At 38.6% G+C, this 17766-nt stretch carries 15 protein-coding genes; 11 read left to right on the top strand and 4 right to left on the bottom strand.

From position 1 onward, the window contains the following. The first annotated feature begins 81 nt into the window (after nucleotides 1-81). From AC07YT_RS16850 to AC07YT_RS16820, 7 genes are all read left to right on the top strand, one after another. Entirely contained in the window at nucleotides 82-1257 is a 1176-nt protein-coding gene (locus AC07YT_RS16850) for an acetyl-CoA C-acyltransferase (protein ID WP_086547852.1), read from the top strand. Nucleotides 1258-1363: 106 nt separating this feature from the next. Continuing rightward, nucleotides 1364-1720: a four helix bundle protein gene (locus AC07YT_RS16845; RefSeq protein ID WP_086547851.1), complete on the top strand. Its 357-nt coding sequence runs from the start codon at nucleotides 1364-1366 to the stop codon at nucleotides 1718-1720. A gap of 177 nt (nucleotides 1721-1897) precedes the next feature. Further along, entirely contained in the window at nucleotides 1898-3691 is a 1794-nt protein-coding gene (locus tag AC07YT_RS16840) for an acyl-CoA dehydrogenase FadE (RefSeq protein ID WP_086547850.1), read from the top strand. Between the two features lie 363 nt (nucleotides 3692-4054). Next, entirely contained in the window at nucleotides 4055-4501 is a 447-nt protein-coding gene (locus AC07YT_RS16835; RefSeq protein WP_086547849.1) for an FKBP-type peptidyl-prolyl cis-trans isomerase, read from the top strand. Nucleotides 4502-4665: 164 nt separating this feature from the next. Beyond that, nucleotides 4666-5124, top strand: a complete 459-nt coding sequence (locus AC07YT_RS16830) for an FKBP-type peptidyl-prolyl cis-trans isomerase (protein ID WP_478359351.1) — start codon at nucleotides 4666-4668, stop codon at nucleotides 5122-5124. A 3-nt stretch (nucleotides 5125-5127) separates the two neighbouring features. Further along, nucleotides 5128-6036, top strand: coding sequence for an FKBP-type peptidyl-prolyl cis-trans isomerase (locus AC07YT_RS16825; RefSeq protein ID WP_086547846.1), 909 nt, complete (start codon nucleotides 5128-5130; stop codon nucleotides 6034-6036). 156 nt (nucleotides 6037-6192) lie between these two features. Continuing rightward, complete coding sequence (locus AC07YT_RS16820; RefSeq protein WP_086547845.1) at nucleotides 6193-7221, top strand: hypothetical protein; 1029 nt, start codon at nucleotides 6193-6195, stop codon at nucleotides 7219-7221. Between the two features lie 5 nt (nucleotides 7222-7226). On the opposite strand, the gene AC07YT_RS16815 is transcribed toward AC07YT_RS16820, so the two are convergent. Together AC07YT_RS16815 and AC07YT_RS16810 are read right to left on the bottom strand one after the other, a co-directional pair. Next, nucleotides 7227-8522 (bottom strand): cryptochrome/photolyase family protein, encoded by a 1296-nt coding sequence (locus AC07YT_RS16815; protein ID WP_086547844.1) that lies wholly within the window; start codon nucleotides 8520-8522, stop codon nucleotides 7227-7229. 98 nt (nucleotides 8523-8620) lie between these two features. Continuing rightward, nucleotides 8621-9523, bottom strand: a complete 903-nt coding sequence (locus tag AC07YT_RS16810; RefSeq protein ID WP_086547843.1) for a TIGR01777 family oxidoreductase — start codon at nucleotides 9521-9523, stop codon at nucleotides 8621-8623. A gap of 170 nt (nucleotides 9524-9693) precedes the next feature. Here AC07YT_RS16810 and AC07YT_RS16805 point away from each other — a divergent pair, with 170 nt between their 5' ends. The 4 genes from AC07YT_RS16805 (at nucleotide 9694) to AC07YT_RS16790 (ending at nucleotide 15802) form a co-directional block, all read left to right on the top strand. Continuing rightward, the gene (locus tag AC07YT_RS16805; protein WP_086547842.1) at nucleotides 9694-10968 is read left to right on the top strand and encodes a DASH family cryptochrome; all 1275 of its coding nucleotides are present in this window, start codon (nucleotides 9694-9696) and stop codon (nucleotides 10966-10968) included. 234 nt (nucleotides 10969-11202) lie between these two features. Then, complete coding sequence (locus tag AC07YT_RS16800; RefSeq protein ID WP_086547841.1) at nucleotides 11203-13998, top strand: 2-oxoglutarate dehydrogenase E1 component; 2796 nt, start codon at nucleotides 11203-11205, stop codon at nucleotides 13996-13998. An 89-nt stretch (nucleotides 13999-14087) separates the two neighbouring features. Next, nucleotides 14088-15329: a 2-oxoglutarate dehydrogenase complex dihydrolipoyllysine-residue succinyltransferase gene (gene odhB, locus AC07YT_RS16795; RefSeq protein WP_086547840.1), complete on the top strand. Its 1242-nt coding sequence runs from the start codon at nucleotides 14088-14090 to the stop codon at nucleotides 15327-15329. Nucleotides 15330-15442: 113 nt separating this feature from the next. Continuing rightward, nucleotides 15443-15802: a ribosomal maturation YjgA family protein gene (locus AC07YT_RS16790; RefSeq protein WP_086547839.1), complete on the top strand. Its 360-nt coding sequence runs from the start codon at nucleotides 15443-15445 to the stop codon at nucleotides 15800-15802. Nucleotides 15803-15952: 150 nt separating this feature from the next. On the opposite strand, the gene AC07YT_RS16785 is transcribed toward AC07YT_RS16790, so the two are convergent. Then, nucleotides 15953-16633 (bottom strand): 3-keto-disaccharide hydrolase, encoded by a 681-nt coding sequence (locus tag AC07YT_RS16785; RefSeq protein ID WP_086547838.1) that lies wholly within the window; start codon nucleotides 16631-16633, stop codon nucleotides 15953-15955. A 236-nt stretch (nucleotides 16634-16869) separates the two neighbouring features. Then, a complete protein-coding gene (locus AC07YT_RS16780) occupies nucleotides 16870-17388 on the bottom strand; it encodes a DUF4269 domain-containing protein (protein ID WP_086547837.1) in 519 nt (172 codons plus the stop codon). Nucleotides 17389-17766 lie beyond the last annotated feature (378 nt).

Below are 17766 nucleotides of genomic sequence, written 5' to 3'. Positions count from 1 at the left end.
TATCTAAAAAAACAATAATCGGTTTGAGTTTGAATTTGGGCAGGTCTCAAATCTCAAATCTCAGATCTCAAATCTTAAACAATGGAAGCATATATTATAGCCGGATATCGTACAGCAGTGGGTAAAGCACCCCGTGGCGTATTCCGTTTTACAAGAGCTGATGATTTAGCCGCAGAAGTAATCAGGGCTTTGGTGGCATCGGTTCCGAATTTAGATAACGAACAGATTGATGATGTAATTGTAGGTAACGCTACACCAGAAGCAGAGCAAGGCTTAAATATTGGCCGTATGATTTCGCTTATGGGTTTGGATACCGATAAAGTTCCGGGGGTTACCGTAAACCGTTATTGTGCATCGGGTTTAGATACCATTGCCACAGCAGTTGCCAAAATTAAAGCAGGCATGGCCGATTGTATCATCGCCGGTGGTGTAGAGGTAATGAGTGGAATGCCTTTTGGTGGATGGAAACTAGTGCCGAATGCAGAAGTTGCAAAAAATAATCCAGACTGGTATTGGGGTATGGGTTTAACGGCCGAAGCGGTAGCTAAAGAATATAATGTTAGCCGTGAAGATCAGGATGCCTTTTCTTTAAAATCTCATGAAAAAGCTATTCACGCGATTAAAAACGGTCATTTAAAAGATGGTATTCTGCCAATCACCGTAAACGAAAATTACCTGGACGCCAACCTGAAAAAGAAAACACGTTCTTACGTGGTTGATACCGATGAAGGTCCACGTGCAGATACGACTTTAGATAAGCTGGCGAAACTGAAACCGGTTTTCGATGCTGTTGGAAGTGTAACTGCAGGTAATTCTTCGCAAACATCAGATGGTGCTGCTTTTGTTTTGGTGGTATCTGAAAAGAAAATGAAAGAATTGAATGCCGAGCCGATTGCCAGATTAGTGAGTTATGGCATTGCTGGTGTTCCGCCACGTATTATGGGTATCGGGCCAATTGAAGCAATTCCAAAAGCACTGAAACAAGCAGGTTTGAAAAAAGAAGATATCGATTTAATTGAACTGAACGAAGCTTTTGCCTCCCAATCTTTGGCTGTAATCAGAACATTAGATTTAAATCCCGATGTGATTAACGTTAACGGCGGTGCAATTGCATTAGGACATCCGCTAGGCTGTACCGGTGCAAAACTTACCGTGCAAATAATGAACGAGTTAAAAAGGCAGAACAAAAAATACGGAATGGTAACCATGTGCGTAGGAACCGGGCAAGGTGCTGCGGGGATATTTGAGTTGCTGTAGGATATAGTATCAAGATATGAGTATCAAGTATCGAGATTGATAGCAGGACATAAACCAGTAAAATCATCCCAAACATATTTGTATTCATAATTTAATACTAAAGCATATGCACAATTTTAAAGAATTAAAGGTTTGGCAGAAATCTATTGAACTAGCGGTTGAAGTATACAAAGCTACATCGTTTTTGCCTAGTGATGAAAAGTTCGGGCTGATTTCGCAAATGAAAAGATGTTCAGTTTCAATTCCCTCAAATATTGCTGAGGGCTCTGGGAGAGGAAGTAGTGCCCAGTTCAAGTATTTTTTAACTATTAGTCAAGGTTCAGCTTTTGAATTGGAAACACAGTTAATTATTTCGAATCAACTTGGATTGTTGGATAACACCCTCGCCGCAAGACTGATTGAGAAAACTACTGAAGTACAAAAAATGATTTATGCGCTTGAAAGAAGATTAATCAAAAGTTAGATGGTTAGAACTAAGATATGGGTGTCAGGATCGATTATCCAATTAAAAAAAATAGCGATTCTGGTCTGAGCTCTCTTGATACTTGATATCCGCTACTTAATACAAACAAGAAACAATGGCGATTTACGGTGTGAGCTTAGTCTCGATACTTGAAACTCGCTACTAGATACTATTAAAATGGAAACAACTGAAAAAAAGACAATTAAAGGTGGTGAATTCTTAATTAAGGATACCACTTATCAGGAAGTATTTATCCCTGAAGAATTTGATGAAGAGCAGCAGATGATTGCGCAAACCTGTCGCGATTTTTTGGCTGCTGAGGTTTATCCCAATTTAGATAAAATTGACAAACAGGAAGATCCTGAGCTTATGCCAACGCTTTTAACCAAAGCTGGTGAACTGGGTATTTTAGGTGTTTCGGTACCAGAAGAATACGGCGGTTTCGGCAAAAACTTTAATACTTCCATGCTGGTTGCAGATGTGGTAGGTGCGGGGCACTCTTTTGCTGTTGCACTTTCTGCACATACCGGAATTGGTACACTACCGATTTTGTATTATGGTAATGAAGCACAAAAAGCAAAATATATTCCTAAGCTAGGCTCGGGCGAATGGAAGGCTGCTTATTGCTTAACCGAACCAAACTCAGGTTCGGATGCAAACTCTGGTAAAACTAAAGCCACGTTAAGCGAAGATGGTAAACACTATATCATCACCGGACAGAAAATGTGGATTACCAATGGTGGTTTTGCCGATATTTTTATTGTTTTCGCTAAAATTGACGATGATAAAAACTTAACTGCATTTATTGTGGAGAAAGATTTTGGTGGCATCACCATGAATCCCGAAGAGCATAAAATGGGTATTAAAGGTTCTTCAACCCGCCAGGTTTTCTTTAACGATTGCCCTGTGCCGGTTGAGAATATGTTGAGCGATAGAGAAAACGGTTTCAAAATCGCGGTTAACATTTTAAATATCGGCCGTATCAAATTATCAGCGGCAGCTATTGGGGCTTCAAAAGCAACATTAAATACAGCAATTAATTATTCGAATGAAAGGATCCAGTTTGGCCGCCCGATTTCTAAATACGGGGCTATCCGTTTTAAAATTGCAGAAATTGCTTCAAAGTTATATGCTGTTGATGCTGCGAATTATCGTGCGGGACAGAATATCGATGATACTTACGATCAGCTGGTTGCCGGTGGAATGGAATCTGGTAAAGCAAGACTGAAATCTGTTGAGCAATTTGCAGTAGAGTGTGCCATTTTAAAAGTATGGGGCTCAGAGGCATTAGATTATACCGTAGATGAAGGGGTGCAGATTTATGGTGGTATGGGCTTTAGTGCCGATGCACCAATGGACAGGGCGTACCGTGATGCACGGATTAACCGGATTTTTGAAGGTACAAACGAAATTAACCGTTTGTTAACGGTTGATATGATGCTGAAACGCGCCATGAAAGGTGAACTGGATTTAATGACGCCAGCTACAGCAGTTGCAGCCGAACTGATGAGCATTCCTGATTTTGGTGAAGAAGATACCACCCTGTTTGCTGCAGAGAAAAAGGTATTATCGAATTTGAAGAAGGCAACTTTAATGGTGGCTGGTGCTGCCGTTCAAAAATTGATGATGACTTTAAGTAAAGAGCAGGAAATTTTAATGAATATTGCCGATATGGCAAGTTATGTTTATGTGCTCGAATCGGCATTGTTGAGAACAGAAAAATTAGCAAGTACGCGTGGTGAAGAAGCCATTGCCGGCCAATTAGATCTGTTAAGAATTTATCTGGTAGAAGCGGTTGATGGAATAGCCAAAGCAGGTAAAGAAGCACTTTGGGCTTTTGCCGAGGGTGATGAGCAACGGATGATGCTGGTTGGTTTACGCCGCTTTACAAAAGTAGAGCCATTTAACGTTAAAGATGCCCGCCAAAGAGTTGCACAACAGCTTATTGAGGCGAATAAATATATTTTTTAAGGTAGGTTTAAGGTTTAAGGTGTAAGGCTTAAGGTTTAGGGTTTGGGTGCATTAACTCAGGCGCTAAACCTTTTTTGGTTTGTGATACATAGTGTATTATCGTATGAGTTATTTTTCATCTTATTTTGTCATGTTGAGCCTTTCGAAACACCTTAGTCTGAATTTTAACAAATGCTCGTTCCTAACATTTATGGCTTCCAAAAGAAAGTTCGTCATTGCGAGGAGGAACGACAGCCTGTCCTGACCTTTCGGGGAAGCAATCTTACAACTATGGGGTATAGCGACTGCATTAAGATTGCTTCATCACCTTTGAAAAATTAGCTTAGTTTTTAGGCTTGTGCCATTAAAATCCTATTTTCGCGCATGTTTAAATTTAGATTTCTTACGATACTTCTTTTATGTGTGGCTGTGGTTTCATCTTGTAAAAAAGATGAGGATGCTGAAAAACAGATTACAGATTTTATTAAAAAAAATAATATTAATGCCGTTAGAGACGACTCTGGTTTATATTATCAAGTGATTAAACCGGGTTCAGGTTCGTTTACTTATCCAAATAACACCAAAATAACCATTAAATACGAAGGAAGGTTATTAAACGGAAATGTATTTGATAACGGTGGGGCTAAGGAGCAGACCTTTAACCTTGCCGAACTTATATCGGGTTGGAGAATTGGTATCCCCAAAATTCAAAAGGGTGGAGAAATAAGATTAATTGTCCCGCCGGCTTTGGGTTATGGAAGTGGAGCGGTAGGCCCTATTCCTGGCAACTCTGTGTTGGATTTTACCATTCAGCTTTCAAATGCACAATAACTGTAAAGACTAAAGCTGAAAGAGCAAGACTTTTCGATGCTTCTTTAGTCTTTCTGCTTTTATCTTTAAGCGTCTTTAAATTGTTAAAATAGGTTAAAAATTGTAGCATCCGTATTAAAAGCTTATTTTTGCGAATGATGGTTAAGTTTAAATATTTTATACTCATGATATGCCTTGCAGGATGCTTAGCGGCCTGTAAAAAAAATGTGCCGTTAGACGATTACGATCCTACGCCACAGTTTAAGGCAGACACTGCTGCAATAAGCGCTTTTGTTAAGACAAATAATATCCAGGCGACAAAAGATGCCAGTGGTATATTTTATCAGGTAATAGAGCCTGGAACGGGAAGTGTAGTATACACAGCATCTACAAGAATTACCTCTGAATATGAAGGTAAGTTGTTAAACGGAACTGTTTTCGATGGTACCAAGGGAACCCCAGCCTCGTTTCTACTCGGAAATGTTATTGTAGGATGGCAATTTGGAATTCAAAAAATACAAAAAGGTGGTAAAATCAGATTGATTATACCTTCTTATTACGCTTATGGAACACAATCTCCATCATCTTTGGTTCCGTCAAACTCAATACTCGATTTTACTATAACACTTACTGACGTACAATAATAAATGAACAAATTTACTAAACTTAGCCTATTCGCACTTTTACTGGCTACTACAATCTTCAGCTCATGTAAAAAAGAATATGAGTCAGCGCAAACTGTAGATGATGCGGCTATAAAATCATATATATCAAAGAATAATTTAACAGAAATGAAGCCTGATCCCGATAAAACTGGATTTTACTATCAGGTTACAAACCCTACTGATGGTACATTTTTCTTAAATAAAGATTCAGTATTGTACGATGTTACAGTTAAATCTATGACGAATGGAACAACTTATCTTCAGTCTCCATCGAACAGTAATCTGGGTACATATGTTGGATACTTAAATGGCTTTTTCCAATCATCATTATCAACAACTGTTACCTATAATATTCCCGCATTAAGAACAGCTGTGTTAGGATTAAAACCAGGAGGTACAGCTAGGATTTTGTTGCCATCATATTTAGGATTTGGTAGAAATGGTGCGGGACCAATCCCATCGAATGAAAATCTTGATTTTATAATCAAAACTTATCCATACCGCAAACAGTGGTTATTTGATGATGCAAAGATCCAAAGTTATTTAACTGCAAAAAATTTATCAGCAACTAAAGATCAAAGTAGGGTTTATTATATTGTCGGAACTGAAGGAACAGGAACTGAGGTAATCACTAATGAAAGTACACTTATAATTAAATATACTGGTAGATTTTTGGATGGTACTAGTTTTGATTCTTCAACAGACGGAACTTTTTCAACAACATTGGATGGTGTAATAGCGGGATGGGGATTACTTACTAAGTTTAAAGCAGGAACAAAGGTTAGGCTTTTTATTCCTTCGGATCTCGCTTATGGAACAGGTGGCCGTGGCGCAGTCCTACCCAATTCAATATTAGATTTTGATATTGAAATTGTAAGCGTTACGAATTAGACAATATGAAAATATTCAAAAAATGCTTAACTAATAGTTAAGCATTTTTTTTGTACTAAAAAATTTGCCAGAAATTAGAATAAATTATAATTATTTTTTAAAACTTAATTTTTAGTTGTATGTTTGGTTTTGTAAGGGAAAACATACTTATACTATATGAAAAATAAAACTAATTTACGCTGCTTAATACTACTTGTATTAGGTGTTATCTCAATTACTTCGTGTAAAAAGGAATTCAATGTTGGAAATCCAGAAGAAAAAAACCTATCAAATGCCGTTGTAATAGAAAACGGATATCTAAAATTCAGAGATCAAAAAGCTTTTGATTCATTACTCAGTATTCTGGTAAAACCAGAAAATCTTAATTCGAAACCAAAAGAACTACGATATTTTAAGTCTTATAAAGATATCTTTCTAGAAATAGAAAAGCAATATGAGGCTGTAAACAGCAGCAAATCATTTGATGATTTTAAGGATAAATATGTCGATCTTGTAACTGTTAGGTCCGATAGTTCGCTAATATATAAATTTGGAACACCGCTTTCTGCTTTATTTACTAATGGGTATGGGGAAGTAAAAATTGGTGATTTTACGACGGTTTATACAAAAGATCAGAGAATGGTTTCTTATAAAGGAAATCATAAGAGTGAAGAACAAGTTAATAATATTAAAACTACAGACGCTAAAGCGGGGGTATTTGTATCTGATATTTTGAAAAGCGTTTCTGTTGCAACTACAGAAAATACTTACGGACCCACTACAACCGCTGCCATAAAGTCTGAATTGTATTATAATGAAGATGGTAAAAGAAGATTATTTGTGGACTTATGGAAAGAAAATACTCCAAGAACTGACGGCTCTTGGACACCCTCAGAAACGCCATCAATAGTTCATTATTATTTTACTTCTCGACAAGAGTTAAAAAAAACCTTTGGTGGATGGAGAACAAATGAGACGGATTATTATTTCAGCAATTTAAATTATACTTATACCTTTAAGAGTTTCGTAAGCACAACTCCAACATCATACAACTTTAATTTGCCAAATTATAGCGTTGGTAATGCAACAGGCACAATTATTATTGATATAGGAACGCAGGAAGGTGTTGCGATGGGGATTTACGGTACTGGTCGTTTTTATTCTGGCGGAGTACCTAACGCCCCTTCATTTAACGTACCTAATTAATAAATTTAACTTAATGCTTCTTTAAAAACTTTTAAAACTCTTTCCCTTGCAAATGTATGCTCAACTATTGGTTGGGCATATTTTTTTGTCCCAAATTCTGGCACCCACTTTTTAATGTATTCGAATTTTGGGTCGAATTTTTTAGTTTGAAGTTCTGGATTAAATACCCTGAAGTAAGGCGCCGCATCATTTCCCGATCCTGCGGCCCATTGCCAGCCGCCCACATTGCTTGCCATTTCGTAATCCAGTAATTTTTCGGCAAAATAGGTTTCTCCCCAGCGCCAATCGATGAGTAAATGCTTGGTTAAAAAACTACCCACAATCATGCGTACGCGGTTGTGCATCCAGCCGGTTTGGTTAAGCTGCCTCATGCCGGCATCTACAATAGGATAACCAGTATTGCCCTCGCACCAGGCCTTAAACTCATCTTCATTATTGCGCCATTTAATTTTATCATACTGTTTTTTAAACGAATCGAAAGCCGAGTAGGGAAAATGCCAAAGTATGGTCATATAAAATTCTCGCCAGGCCAATTCAGAAAGCCAGACATTCGATTTTGCTTCCAAAGCATCTTTAACTGCTTTACGAATGCTTAAGGTTCCGAAACGTAAATGTAGGCCGATATGTGTGGTGCCATCAAGAGCAGGGAAATCGCGTTCTTTTGCATAATCATCGAGTTTGCTTTTATAACTGATTTTCGGAAAATCCAGCTTACTCTTTTCAAAGCCCATTTCGTTTAAACCTGGACAAGGCAAGTGTTTGCTTTGCAATAAGTTTTTGAAGTATTTTTTAGTGGGGTAGGCTTTCACATAAAAATCGTTCAGCTTTGCATGCCATTGTTTGTAGAAAGGTGTAAAAACGGTATAAGGGGTGTGGTCAGCTTTTAGGATTTCGTTTTTTTCAAAGATAACCTGGTCCTTATATGTCTTGAAGGCTATTTTTTCGCTGGTTAAAAATTCGGACATGTTATCATCACGTTCGCGGGCATAAGGCTCGTAATCATGATTAGTGTATACGCCCTTAACATCGTATTCCTTTAAAATTTCAGGCCATATTTTTTCGGGCTTTCCATATTTCACCAATAAATCTGATCCATGCAGCCGAAGCGCTTCTTTTAGATCCTCAATGGTTTGGTGAATAAAGGTTACACGGGCATCGTCTTTTGGAAGTTTATCTAAGATATGCTGGTCAAAAATGAAAAGCGGAAGAACAGGATAGTCGCTTTTAAGGGCATGATACAAAGCAGCATTGTCTGTTAAACGTAAATCGCGGCGAAACCAAAGGATTGAGATTGAAGTCATTGATGGGAATTAGAAATTAATTAATTACGTCATGCAGAACTTGTTTCAGCATCTATCCTGGAAAGATCCTGAAATAAATTCAAGATGACGATATTTACCTACTTGTACAAATCTTTTAAGGCATGGCCCAGATGCGTGAATTTGAATTTGAATCCTGCATCCAGAATTTTTTGTGCGGAGGTATTGTTGCTCATTAAAACAGCTTCAACGCGCTCGCCCAATAACAATTCCAATGCCTTTTTCGGAACTTTGATTGGCCAAAAAGGGCGGTGCAGCCGTTTGGCAATAGCTTTGGTTAAGGCTTTATTGGTTACCGGAAAAGGGGCACAGGCATTATAACAATTCTCCATTTTAAGATTCTCCAGTGCCTCGATGTACATTTCTACCATATCATCAATGTGCAGCCAGGGCGTCCATTGTTTGCCTGTACCTAAAGCAGCTCCGGTAAATAACTTTACCGGTTTATCTAACTGTGGTAAAGCCCCGCCATGATTACTTAAAACAATCCCGGTGCGGAGTTTTACAATCCGGAGGCTGAGTTTTTTGCCCTGGTCTACGGCATCTTCCCAAAGTTTACAGCACTCAGCTAAAAACCCGTAACCATTTGGACTTTCTTCAGTTAAAATTTCATCGCCACAATCACCATAAAAACCAACTGCCGAAGCAGAAATGAAAGATTTTAGCTGATGATCAGGTTTAGATTTAATGGTTTTAAAGAGTAATTCTGTCGATTTTACGCGGCTATCAATGATCTGTTTTTTGCGCTCATCGGTCCATTTTTTATCGGCAACGGGTTCTCCGGCTAAATGGATAATGGCATCTACACCATTCAAACAATCCGCATCAATAGTTCCTTTGTAAACATCCCACACAAAATTATTCGGATTGTTGTCTTTCTTTCGCGAAAGTGTATTCACCTCGTAACCTTTACTTAGCAAATGTTTTTTCAGCTCAGTACCCACAAGTCCTGTAGCCCCGGTAATCAGAATCTTCTTTGCCATCTTTTTAAAACACTAAAGATACAAAAGGGTTTTTATGGTATCATTTAAAACGATATTAATTCCGTTCTAATTCTTTTGTTACCTATTTGTAAAGAATTATTTAGGGGTTTGATGAAGAGGAAAAATAAGATAAATTTGTAAACGCGTTCTTACACCCTTTTCGATAAAAGATGTCCAAAAAAATTTTAGTCTGGTTTAGAAATGATCTTCGCTTGCATGATAACGAAATGCTGGTCGAGGCGATTGCTAAATCTGATTCGATTTTGCCTGTTTACATTCTCGATCGCCGTTCTTTTGGCGAAACCAAATACGGTACGTTAAAAACAGGTAATATTAGAGCACAGTTTATTTTAGAAAGTGTTTTAGGTTTACGCAATTCTTTAAAACAAATTGGTGGTAATTTGCTTATCGCCGAAGGCAATCCCGAAGATATTATTCCTCAGCTTGCCCAGGAATATGAAATTACCGAAGTTTACCATCACCGTGAAGTGGCAAGGGAAGAAACGCATGTTTCAACTTTGGTAGAAAATGCGCTTTGGAAATTACGCATCAACCTTAAACATTTTATCGGTCATACCCTATATAATAAGGAAGATTTACCTTTTCCCATTAAGGATATTCCTGATGCTTTTAACCAGTTTAAAAAGAAAATTGAGCGCGATTCGATAATCAAGCCCTGTTTCCTGGCGCCCGACCGCATTAACGTTGCCGAGGTGATTGATTGGGGTATATTACCATCGTTAGCAGATCTTGATCTTTTGCCACAGCAAAAAGACCAGCGTGCTGATTTTGAATTTGTGGGTGGCGAAGCCGAAGGTTTGGCCCATCTCCAAAAAGTGATTGTAGCCATGCAACAGGCTGCAACAACCAAGAATTTAATTCTGGCTTCAAAATTATCGGCCTGGTTGGCCATGGGCAGTTTGTCACCACGAAAAGTATACTGGGAAATCAAAAAGATGGAAGGTGTGCCCAATACCAAAGCCATGTTTAATCACATTTTATTGGGATTGCTTTGGAGAGATTATTTCCGTTTCATGTTTAAGAAATACGGCAATACATTTTTTAGTCCGGATGGATTTGGCAGCCAGGGACTGATTGACATAGTGAATGAGCAAGATAATTTTAATAAATGGAAAAATGCGCAGACAGGTTTTGCTGTTGTAGATGCGGTGATGACGGAGTTAAATCAAACCGGTTTCATCTCGAATATCGCCAGACAAACTGCCGCTTTATACCTGATTAATAATTTGGAAGTAAGCTGGATTTTTGGTGCAGCATATTTTGAAGAAAAACTGATTGATTACAACCCTGCAAGTAATTGGGGGAACTGGGCAAATGTAGCTGGTGTAGGAAATGATCAGAAATCAAAAAGTGTTTTCGACCTGGATAAAAATATCAAAAACCTCGATCCGAAAGGCAATTATTCCCTAACCTGGGCATCATAATTGTAAGGATCGAATGGTAGAATGATGGAGTGTTGAGTGAGCTGGTTTGGAAGGATTGGATGACGCCGTTTTAAGTAATTAAATTTTAACGAAGTTTGCCCATTTTTTGTCTGTTAAGTTGTGCCATTCTCTCATTCTTCAATTTAAAATCTGCTCATTTATTTTAATCGAGATTTTTGCCATTTATATAAGGTAAAATTCTAATTTTGTAATGCTTATAGTAAACAGTTAATAATGGATAAATTATCTTATCTTAATGGCGCAAACGCCGAATATATAGAATCTTTATATCAATCATATCAACAAGATCCTGAGTCTGTTGAATTTGGCTGGCAAAAATTTTTCGAAGGTTTCGATTTTGGAAGAGGATCGGAAGCCCCTACGGTAACCGCAGAAACTCCTGAACAATTTCTAAAAGAGGTTAATGTTTTAAACCTGATTGATGGCTATCGTAGCCGCGGTCACTTGTTTACGCACACCAATCCGGTTCGCGAAAGACGTAAACATTTGCCAACATTAGATCTTGCAAATTTTGGATTGTCGGATGCCGATTTAGAAACCGTTTTCAACTCTGGTGTGGAGATTGGTATCGGTGCAGCAAAATTGAAAGATATTGTAGCCTTTTTAAAACAAACCTACGCACACTCAATCGGTGCAGAATATAAATTTTTACGTACACCTGAAGTGCTGAACTGGATTCAGCAAAAAATGGAAAGTGCACGTAATACCCCTAATTTCTCCATCGATGAGAAAAAACGTATTCTCCGGAAATTAAACGAAGCGGTAAGTTTCGAAAATTTCTTAGGCACAAAATTCTTGGGCCAGAAACGTTTTTCATTAGAAGGTGCAGAAGCTTTAATCCCGGCTTTAGATTCAGTAATCGAAAAAGGTGCTGAACTGGGTATCGAAGAATTTGTAATTGGTATGGCACACCGCGGTCGTTTGAACGTGCTGGCCAATATCATGCAAAAAACATATAAAGATATTTTTGCTGAGTTCGAAGGTAAAAGCTACAATCCGGATACCCCATTTGGTGGTGATGTAAAATACCACTTAGGTTATTCAACAGATGTAACTACCGTTTCGGGCAAAAGTGTTCACTTAAGTTTATGTCCTAACCCATCACACTTAGAAACGGTTGATGGTGTGGTAGAAGGCATGAGCCGCTCGAAAATCGATTTCAAATACGGTGGCGATAACAGTCGTTTAGCACCGATTTTGATTCATGGTGATGCATCAGTTGCCGGACAAGGTATCGTTTACGAAGTAATTCAGATGGCAGGTCTTGAAGGTTATAAAACCGGTGGAACGATCCATTTGGTGATTAATAACCAGATTGGTTTTACGACTAATTATAAAGATGCCCGTACCAGTACCTATTGTACCGATATTGCTAAAGTAACCTTATCTCCGGTTTTCCACGTCAATGGTGATGATCCTGAGGCTTTGGTTTATGCCATTAACCTGGCCATGGAATACCGTCAGAAATATAAAAACGATGTTTTTATTGATATTCTTTGCTACCGTCGTTTCGGTCACAATGAGTCTGATGAGCCTAAATTCACGCAGCCATTATTATACAAAACAATCGAAAAACACCCTAATCCAAGGGAAATTTATATCGATCAGTTAACCAAAGAAGGTAAGCTGGAAGCGGGTTTGGCAAAAGAAATGGAAAAGGATTTCCGTGGTATTTTGCAGGAGCGTTTAAACGAAGCTAAAGAATTTGTGGCGGGTAATGCCGAAGTTAAATTTGGTGGTGCATGGGCAGATTTGCGTATGGCTACACCTAAAGATTTCGAATCTTCTCCGGTTACTGCAGTTAAAAAATCGACTTTACTGGAAATTGGTAAACGCATTACGGCTTTACCATCAAATAAAAAGTTCTTCAAAAAAATCGAAAAACTATTTGCTGAACGCGGCAAAATGGTTAACGAAACCAATGTTTTCGACTGGGCAATGGGCGAGCAGCTGGCTTATGGTACTTTGTTGTCAGAAGGTAAACGTGTTCGTTTAAGCGGTCAGGATGTAGAAAGAGGAACATTCTCTCACCGTCATGCGGTATTAACCCTGGAGGATAGTGAGGAAGAATATGTACCGTTGGCAAACATTTCAGATCAACAGGCTGCTTTTGATATTTACAATTCGCACTTATCAGAGTATGGTGTTTTAGGTTTTGAATATGGTTATGCCATGGCAAATCCAAATGCATTAACCATCTGGGAAGCACAGTTTGGCGATTTCTTTAACGGCGCGCAAATTGTTGTCGATCAATATATCGCAAGTGCTGAAACCAAATGGCAACGCGAAAACGGTTTGGTGATGTTATTGCCTCACGGTTACGAAGGTCAGGGACCAGAACACTCATCAGCACGTATTGAGCGTTTTATGGAGCTTTGTGCCGATTATAACATGCAGGTAACCAACTGTACCACTCCGGCTAACTTTTTCCACGTATTACGCCGTCAGTTTAAACGCGATTTCCGTAAACCATTGGTTGTATTTACACCAAAAAGTTTATTGCGCCACCCGGCTTGTGTTTCTAAATTAGAAGAATTTACCGAAGGTGGTTTTAAAGAAGTAATTGACGATGTAAATGTTAAAGTTGCAGATGTAACGCGTATTGTTTTCTGTAGCGGTAAAATTTACTACGAATTATTGGAGAAACAACAGGCTGATAAATTGAAACACGTAGCCCTGGTTCGTGTGGAGCAATTGTATCCAACTCCGGTTGATCAGATGGAAGCCATCCAGAAGAAATATAAAAATGCTAAAGAAATTTTCTGGGTACAAGAAGAGCCAGAAAACATGGGCGCATGGCCATATTTATTCCGCAGGTTATACAAAACAGCATTGAAAGGTATTGATGTAATTTCGAGAAGAGAGAGTAGCAGTACTGCAACAGGTTTTGCAAAACAACATTCCAACCAGCAGGCTTATATTTTAGCAAAAGCTTTAGAGATTTCGGTAACGGAAGATGTAAAGGATATCGCCAAAAAAGCAACCAAAAAATTAGTGCAGATCGATTAGGTGCATTGCGCTAAGCGTTTGAAGCATAGCGTTTGATAATTGATTATTGAAATTTGATCATTAGAAGATAATAAGATATATATTACATTATGAGTTTAGAGATAAAAGTTCCACCTGTTGGTGAATCGATAACCGAAGTTGTTTTATCAAGATGGATAAAAAACGATGGCGATGTTGTTGAAATGGATGAAGTTATTGCCGAATTAGAATCGGATAAAGCTACATTCGAATTAACGGCAGAACAAGCTGGAACTTTAAAAACCATAGCAGCCGAAGGCGATACCCTAGCCATTGGTGCAGTAGTTTGTAAAATTGAAGATGGTGGTGCAGCTGCTAGTCCGAAGCCCGAAGCCGAAAGTCCGAAGTCTGATGCACAAGCTCCGGCTGCGGTAGCTGAAGCACCTAAGACTCAAGACTCAGGACTTGCGACTAAAGACTCTTACGCTACAGGAACTCCTTCTCCTGCGGCTGGTAAAATTCTGGCAGAAAAAGGAATCGAAGCCAGCGCTGTAAAAGGTACTGGTGTTGATGGTCGTATTACCAAAGATGATGCGGTTAAAGCAGAAGCTGGTAAAAAACCTGAAGCGCCTAAAGCAAGTGCTCCTGTTGTAGCTGCTGCCCCTGCAGGTAGCCGCGGCGAGCGTCGTGAGAAAATGTCTCCACTGCGTAGAACCGTTGCAAAACGTTTAGTTGCTGTGAAAAATGAAACCGCAATGTTAACCACTTTTAACGAGGTTAACATGAAACCAATTATGGATTTACGCGGAAAATATAAAGATCAGTTTAAAGAAAAATTTGGTGTTGGTTTAGGTTTCATGAGCTTTTTCACTAAAGCAGTTACCGAAGCTTTAAAAGACTTCCCTGCGGTTAATGGCCGTATTGAAGGTGAAGAGTTGGTTTACAACGATTTCGCTGATATTTCGATTGCGGTTTCAGCTCCAAAAGGTTTGGTGGTTCCGGTAATCCGTAATGCAGAAAGCATGACTTTAGCGCAGATTGAAAAATCGGTGTTAGAACTGGCTTTAAAAGCACGTGATAGCAAATTAACCATCGAAGAAATGACTGGTGGAACCTTTACCATCACTAATGGTGGTGTATTTGGTTCAATGATGTCGACTCCAATTATTAATGCGCCACAATCGGCTATTTTAGGCATGCACAATATTGTTGAGCGCCCGGTAGCTGAAAAAGGTGAGGTGGTAATCCGTCCGATGATGTATGTTGCTTTATCTTACGATCACAGAATTATCGATGGACGTGAGTCGGTTGGTTTCCTGGTACGTGTGAAACAATTGTTAGAAGATCCGGCTAGATTGTTATTAGGCATTTAACCCCTAAATCCCCTAAAGGGGACTTAGATCTTTATAGAAAGTCAAGATAAAGAAGTCAAGTTTTAATGGCCGGTGTGCTATAAAAAACTTGACTTCTTTTTTTATACTCAAAAATGAAATTAACGTTTAGCTTAAAGTTTCTCCTGATTTTCATGGCGATTTTTATTACGGAAATCTTAATTGGCAAATACCTTGATGATGCCATTATACGCCCTTTTGGCGGCGACGTATTGGTTGTGGTTTTGATTTATGCCTTTTTTAGGGTTTTTCTGAAAACCAATAACAAGTTGTTGGCATTAGGCGTCTTAATTTTTTCTTTCGCAATTGAGTTTTTGCAAAAGGCAAATTATGTTACCTGGCTGGGCCTGGAGCATAATAAGTTGATGCGTATTGTTTTAGGAACTTCTTTTAGTTATTATGATTTACTAGCCTATTTTGTCGGTTATTTGATCTGTCTGTTGTTTAAAGATTGAGTTCATTTGTGGTTCAGGATTTGTAACCTGGATCAACCGTTCTTTAGATTTACAACCTGTTTTACTGTTATGTTAAGAAATCCATTTCCCAAGGATTAAAAATCCTTAGCCCGATAGTCGGGATTGCAAATCCCGACTAACAGTTTCTTTTTATTTAGACAGCGCTTTAATTGGTTTTAAATCCAATTGTTTAAATTCTACTTCGCTACCTTCTGCCTGTAATGCAATCTGGCCGCTGTTAACCGTGCAGTTTGTGCCATAGTTTACCAAAGTGTCGTTTACCCACACTTTAACTTCGTTATTTAAACATTGAATAACCATGGTATTCCATTCGCCAAGCGGTTTTTCGCTGCCATCGGTTAAATTTTTAATCCGGCGGAGTTTATCGCCGTTTACGCCCCAGTTTTCCTGAGGTCCGCGCCTGGTAACCATATCGGGTACGGTAATATCTTCTTCAATACACCAGAAATCGCCGGCATCTGTATGTTGCATCTGTACTTCCAGCGATTTTGGAAACATACCATATAGCGCCCTTGGCGTTGAAGCATGGACTAAAACGCCACAATTACCTGGTTTTCCGGCAAAACGGTATTGTACGGTTAATTGATAATTTTTATAAATTTTATCGGTTATTAAATGTCCGCCTGGTGTGCCTAAACTTACCAGCATCCCATTGCGTACAATAAACGGATTAACGGTATCAGGCTTTTTGTCCATTGCAGGTACATCTACATGCCAGCCACTTAGATTTTTTCCGTTAAAAAGGCTTTTTTGTGCAAATGCGGAGTTGCTCATGATCAGGAGCAGTAAAAAGGCGGAGTAGAGTTTCATGATATATTTGGTTTTTGTATTCCAAATATATTTTAAAAAATTGGAAAACCGTAGTGATGGTTGTCTTGCTGAACGATCAGTTTTAAAAAAACAAAGGAGCTGGGTAATAGGTTAAGATAAATCGTCATCTCAACCGCAGTGGAGCGGTCTTTTAACCTGGCCCAAAGATCTCTCCACTCCGCGTTGCTCCGGTCGAGATGACGACTGATTTTCTCACGGCTAGACCTAACATCTCGCTAAGAATCCAGTTTCAGTAATGCCTCATAAGCATCTCCCTCAATCTCCAGTAATTTTGCAAAAGCTGGTTCGGTTTTATAACCTTGTTTTTTTAAAGCAATAATTTCCTGCCTAAATTCTTCGCCTTTTTCTAAGAGTAATTTGTGTTCGATAAGCATGTGGCAGTAGGCATTTTGCTGCTTTGTAGGCGTGTTTTGCCCGAATAACTCTATCTCTAATCCATCGATGATAAAATTTGCTTTAACGGCTTCAAAATTAGTGCTTTCGGAAATGGAAAAATCTTTTTCATTGCCAAACAGCGTATTTACATGAACAATAAATTCATCTTTATTGGAAACCTGGCAAATAACATCCAGATCGCTGTTTTCGATATCGATATTGATTGGAATGGTACCAACTACTATAGGATGATAGGGCGAAAGTTTTTCTAAAACCTGCTTATCAGTTAAAACCTGATAGGCCTTCTGTTGCCTTTCGTTACCTGATTGCAAATAAGATATATCAAGGAAGTTGATCATTTGTTTTTGGTTGTAATTTTAACCTTTGTTTCGTGCAGTATCCAAAGTTAATAAACCCGATAGTATGAATGCCAATGCATTTTAGTACGGCCTTAATTATCTGCTGAAAGGGAGTTAAAGCACAGGCTGCATTGGCAGCAAGGATAGCGGGACTGAACTTAAATAGCTACTTCTGTACTTGCTTTCCAAAAGGATCTAACGTATTGTCTTATTGGTCGGTGCGACACCAACCAATAGGATTTAATGACGATTCTTCCTAAAAAAAGCCCATCTCAGTTAAGAAATGGGCTTTTAGTATTTATGTGGAGTCCTAAAAAAGGTTGACCAAATCTTAACAAAATGGTCAATAATAATTTAAAAAAATTGCAACGTTCACCC

It is taken from the genome of Pedobacter sp. GW460-11-11-14-TSB4, from assembly GCF_059423705.1.
Note: the sequence above shows the minus strand (reverse complement) of the source record. Positions and strands in the feature narration are given on the sequence as shown.

Excerpts from the sequence above, each read along its gene's own strand:
- AC07YT_RS16850 (WP_086547852.1), top strand. The coding sequence starts at position 82 with ATGGAAGCATATATTATAGCCGGATATCGTACAGCAGTGGGTAAAGCA.
- AC07YT_RS16845 (WP_086547851.1), top strand. The coding sequence starts at position 1,364 with ATGCACAATTTTAAAGAATTAAAGGTTTGGCAGAAATCTATTGAACTA.
- AC07YT_RS16840 (WP_086547850.1), top strand. The coding sequence starts at position 1,898 with ATGGAAACAACTGAAAAAAAGACAATTAAAGGTGGTGAATTCTTAATT.
- AC07YT_RS16835 (WP_086547849.1), top strand. The coding sequence starts at position 4,055 with ATGTTTAAATTTAGATTTCTTACGATACTTCTTTTATGTGTGGCTGTG.
- AC07YT_RS16830 (WP_478359351.1), top strand. The coding sequence starts at position 4,666 with ATGATATGCCTTGCAGGATGCTTAGCGGCCTGTAAAAAAAATGTGCCG.
- AC07YT_RS16825 (WP_086547846.1), top strand. The coding sequence starts at position 5,128 with ATGAACAAATTTACTAAACTTAGCCTATTCGCACTTTTACTGGCTACT.
- AC07YT_RS16820 (WP_086547845.1), top strand. The coding sequence starts at position 6,193 with ATGAAAAATAAAACTAATTTACGCTGCTTAATACTACTTGTATTAGGT.
- AC07YT_RS16815 (WP_086547844.1), bottom strand. The coding sequence starts at position 8,522 with ATGACTTCAATCTCAATCCTTTGGTTTCGCCGCGATTTACGTTTAACA.
- AC07YT_RS16810 (WP_086547843.1), bottom strand. The coding sequence starts at position 9,523 with ATGGCAAAGAAGATTCTGATTACCGGGGCTACAGGACTTGTGGGTACT.
- AC07YT_RS16805 (WP_086547842.1), top strand. The coding sequence starts at position 9,694 with ATGTCCAAAAAAATTTTAGTCTGGTTTAGAAATGATCTTCGCTTGCAT.
- AC07YT_RS16800 (WP_086547841.1), top strand. The coding sequence starts at position 11,203 with ATGGATAAATTATCTTATCTTAATGGCGCAAACGCCGAATATATAGAA.
- odhB (WP_086547840.1), top strand. The coding sequence starts at position 14,088 with ATGAGTTTAGAGATAAAAGTTCCACCTGTTGGTGAATCGATAACCGAA.
- AC07YT_RS16790 (WP_086547839.1), top strand. The coding sequence starts at position 15,443 with ATGAAATTAACGTTTAGCTTAAAGTTTCTCCTGATTTTCATGGCGATT.
- AC07YT_RS16785 (WP_086547838.1), bottom strand. The coding sequence starts at position 16,633 with ATGAAACTCTACTCCGCCTTTTTACTGCTCCTGATCATGAGCAACTCC.
- AC07YT_RS16780 (WP_086547837.1), bottom strand. The coding sequence starts at position 17,388 with ATGATCAACTTCCTTGATATATCTTATTTGCAATCAGGTAACGAAAGG.